At 72.3% G+C, this 3,893-nt stretch carries 3 protein-coding genes and 1 pseudogene; 3 read left to right on the top strand and 1 reads right to left on the bottom strand.

The window, feature by feature from the left end; all coding sequences use genetic code 11:
* The 3 genes from VGB60_RS09520 to trpS form a co-directional block, all read left to right on the top strand.
* Positions 1–651: ACT domain-containing protein (locus VGB60_RS09520; RefSeq protein ID WP_331038027.1), on the top strand; the 651-nt coding region annotated here is incomplete at its 5' end.
* 9 nt (positions 652–660) lie between these two features.
* Positions 661–2,370 carry a murein biosynthesis integral membrane protein MurJ gene (gene murJ, locus VGB60_RS09515; protein ID WP_331038026.1) on the top strand — a complete coding sequence of 570 codons (1,710 nt, stop codon included), beginning with the start codon at positions 661–663 and terminating at the stop codon, positions 2,368–2,370.
* Between the two features lie 41 nt (positions 2,371–2,411).
* Positions 2,412–3,455, top strand: a complete 1,044-nt coding sequence (trpS, locus tag VGB60_RS09510) for a tryptophan--tRNA ligase (protein WP_331038025.1) — start codon at positions 2,412–2,414, stop codon at positions 3,453–3,455.
* Between the two features lie 11 nt (positions 3,456–3,466).
* Here the strand turns inward: trpS and VGB60_RS09505 are convergent.
* Positions 3,467–3,893: pseudogene (locus VGB60_RS09505) on the bottom strand (rRNA methyltransferase); the annotation flags it as partial.

Raw genomic sequence — 3,893 nt, 5'->3', positions numbered from 1 at the left:
CGCGACCGGCCCGGCCTGTTCGTCGATCTGGCCGCCGCCCTCGCCGCCGCCGGCGCCGACGTGGTCGGCGCGCGCGTCGCCACCGCCGCGGACGGCATGGCGCTGGACGTGTTCGAGCTGCACGACGGCGGCGGGGAGCCTTACGGCGCGGCCGAACCGCGCCGTCTTGCGCGCCTGATCCAGTCGCTGGAAATCGCCGCGCGCGGACAGGCCCCGGCCGCCCCGGCGCCGACGGCCACGCCCAACCCCCGCCGGGCCGCCTTTGACGTGCGTCCCACCGCCATGATCGATCTCGACGCCAGCCCGACGGCCGCCGTGGTCGAGGTGTCCGGAGCCGACCGGCCCGGCCTGCTGGCCGATCTGGCGCGCGCCTTCGCCATCCACCGGCTGTCGATCCGCTCGGCCCACATCGCCGGTTTCGGCGAACGCGCGGTGGACAGCTTCTACGTCACCGACGTCGATGGCCGGAAACCGGCGCCGGGTCCGGTGCTGGAGGCGCTGCGGACGGATTTGGAGACGGTGCTCGACTGGACCGAGCGCGCCGGCCGCCGCCACTCGGCCCCGGTGCGGGCGAGCTTGCGCGACGTCTCCGAGCTGGGCCGGGCCCGCACCGCCCGGCCCCCCGTATCGCGCGCGCCTGAACCACGCTAAGGCGCGGGGATGGCGAAGAAGACCGATCCCGAGACCCAGCCGCTGGAAGCCGCGCCACCCGTGCCGTCGGCCACGGCGAGCAGCGATCCGATCGTCCAACCGCCGGCGTCGGGAACAACCGCGCGCAAGGGCGGCGGCATGATGCGGTCGTCGGCGATCTTCAGCGGGCTGACCTTGGTCAGCCGTTTCGCCGGTTTCGCCCGCGACATCGTGATCTCGGCCGCGCTGGGCGCCTCGGTGGGCCCGGCGGCGGACGCCTACAACACGGCGCTCAACTTCCCCAACCTGTTCCGCCGCGTCTTCGCCGAGGGGGCCTTCGCCGCCGCCTTCGTGCCGGCCTACGCCAAGACGCTGGAGACCGAAGGCGAGGCCGTGGCCGACAAGGTCGCCACGGACGCCCTCGCCGCCGTCGCCTTCGCCACCCTCGCCCTGACCATCGTCGCCCAGTTGGCCATGCCGTGGCTGATGGCGGTGATCAACGTCGGCTTCCTCGACGATCCCGCGCGCTTCAAGCTGGCGGTGGTGCTGACCCAGATTACCATGCCGTACCTGCCCTGCATGGCCGTCGCAGCCCTGCTCAGCGGGGTGCTGAACGCACGCGGGCGGTTCATCGTCTCGGGCGCCTATCCGGTCCTGCTCAACCTGATCATGCTGGCCGCCGTGATCCCGGCCCAGGGCGGCCAGATCGGCGCCGCCTACGCCGCCTCCTGGGCGGTGCTCGTCGCCGGGATTTCTCAAGCCGGCCTGTGCTGGTGGGCCGCCCGCCGCGCCGGCGCCGACATCCGCATCGCCCTGCCGCGCCTGACCCCGCCGGTGAAGGCCATCATCATCACCGCCATCCCGGCGGCGATCGGCAACTCGGCCACCCAGATCAACGTCTTCATCTCCGGCAACCTGTCCAGCTTCGTGGCCGGCGGGCGGACCTGGCTGGCCACGGCGGATCGCCTGTATCAGCTGCCGCTCGGCCTTGTCGGCGTCGCCATCGGCATCGCCCTGCTGCCGCGCCTTTCGCGGGCGGTGGCGTCGCAGGATCACGGACAGCAGCAGGCCTCGATGGACGAGGCCCTGACCCTGTCGATGGCTTTGACCCTGCCGGCGGCCGCGGCCCTGATGGCCATGCCCTATTTTCTGATCGACGCCCTGTTCACCCGGGGCGCCTTCCTGCAGGTCGACGCCGTCAACACGGCGCAGGCGCTGTTCCAGTTCGGCTGGGGCGTGCCGGCCTTCGTGCTGATCCGCATCCTCGCCCCCGCCTTCTTCGCCCGGCGCGACACCCGCACCCCGATGAACTTCGCCCTCGTCTCGGTCGCCGTCAACGCCGCCCTCGCCATCGGCCTCTTCAACCTCGGCTGGGGCATCGCGGGGATCGCGGCGGCGGTCTCGGCGGCGGCCTGGACCAACGTCATCCTGCTGGCGGTGACCCTCTGGCGGCGCGGCCTGTACCGGCCCAGCGCGCAGGCGCTGTCCCGCCTCGCCCGCATCGGCCTGTCGTCGGCCGGTCTGGCGCTGATCGTCGGCCTCGCCGCCTCGGCCCGGTCGCAGGTCGAAGCGCCCATAGCCGACCTGCTCGCCCGCGTGGGTTCCGGCGCTGGGGCGAAGGAACTCGCGCTGGTGCTGGTCACGGCCGCCGGCGGCGTCGCCTACGTCGTACTGGCCTTTGCAACGCGGGCGATCACGGTAGCCGAGGTCAAGGGCCTGCTGCGCCGGACGGCCAAGTAACGGCTTGCTCCTGAGACGGCGGTCGGGCATTGCGCCTCGACATGACCGACGCCCCCTCCGACGCCCCCGCCTATCAGGGCCCCCGCCGCATCCTCAGCGGCATCCAGGCCTCGGGCGCGCTCCATCTCGGCAACTATCTCGGCGCGCTGAAGCGGTTCACCCAGCTGCAGGACACGGGCGCGCCCTGCTTCCTGTTCGTGGCCGACCTGCACGCCATCACCGTGTGGCAGGACCCGGAGAAACTGACCGCCCAGACGCGCGAGATCGCCGCCGCCTACCTCGCCTCCGGTCTCGACCCGGCGCGCTCGGTGATCTTCCCCCAGTCGGCCGTGCGGGCGCATTCCGAACTGGCCTGGATCCTCAACTGCGTCGCCCGCCTCGGCTGGCTCGACCGCATGACCCAGTTCAAGGAGAAGTCCGGCAAGCACAAGGAGCGCGCCTCGGTCGGCCTCTACACCTACCCGGTGCTGCAGGCGGCCGACATCCTGCTCTACAAGGCCACCGAGGTGCCCACCGGCGAGGACCAGAAGCAGCACCTCGAGCTGACCCGCGACATCGCCCAGAAGTTCAATGCGGACTTCAATGCGCCGGGCTTCTTCCCCCTGCCCGAGCCGCTGACGCAGGGCCCGGCCCCGCGGGTCATGAGCCTGCGCGACGGCCTGGCCAAGATGTCCAAGTCCGATCCGTCGGACCAGTCGCGCATCAACCTGACCGACGACGCCGACGCCATCGTCGCCAAGATCCGCAAGGCCCGCACCGACCCCGACGCCCTGCCGGAGACGGTCGAGGGGCTGGACGGCCGCGCCGAGGCGAAGAACCTCGTCACCATCTACGCCGCCCTCGCCGACACCACGCGCGAGGCGGTGCTGGCCGAGTTCGCCGGTCAGGGCTTCGGCGCCTTCAAGCCGAAACTCGCCGACCTCGCCGTCGCCTCCATGGCCCCCGTGACCGCCGAGATGCGCCGCCTGATGGCGGACCCCTACGAGATCGACCGCGTGCTGAAGGACGGCGCCGACCGCGCCGCCGCCATCGCCGATCCGGTGGTGGACGAGGTCAAGAAGATCGTGGGCTTCTGGCGGCGCTGATCCCCGCCGGATCAGCCGACCCGGTCCAGCCGGGCGATGAAGAAGCCATCGACGCCGCCGCGCTCGGCCCACATGGACGGCAGGATGCGGAGCCAGCCCTCGGGGGTCAGGGCCTCATCCGGCGCCCCCACCTCGGACGGAACGGCCGGCGCCGTGCGGAAGGCGGTGTTGCGGCGCAGGAAGGCGATGATCTGGGTCTCGCCCTCCTCGCGCTCCAGCGAACAGACGCAATAGACCAGCCGTCCGCCCGGCTTCACCCGCTCGGCCGCGGCGTCCAGCAGCCGGTGCTGCACGTCGGCCAGCTTGGCCACGTCGGCGGGCTTGGTGGCCCGCAGCACCTCGGGATTGCGCCGGAAGGTGCCGGTGGCGGTGCAGGGCGCGTCCAGCAGCACGGCGTCGAAGGTGCGGGGATCGTCCCAGTCCTCGGCCGGCGTGGCG

Origin of the sequence: Brevundimonas sp. (assembly GCF_036399195.1) — a bacterium.
GTDB lineage: Bacteria > Pseudomonadota > Alphaproteobacteria > Caulobacterales > Caulobacteraceae > Brevundimonas.
The sequence above is the reverse complement of the archived record's forward strand: the minus strand, read 5'-3'. Positions and strand labels throughout refer to the sequence as shown.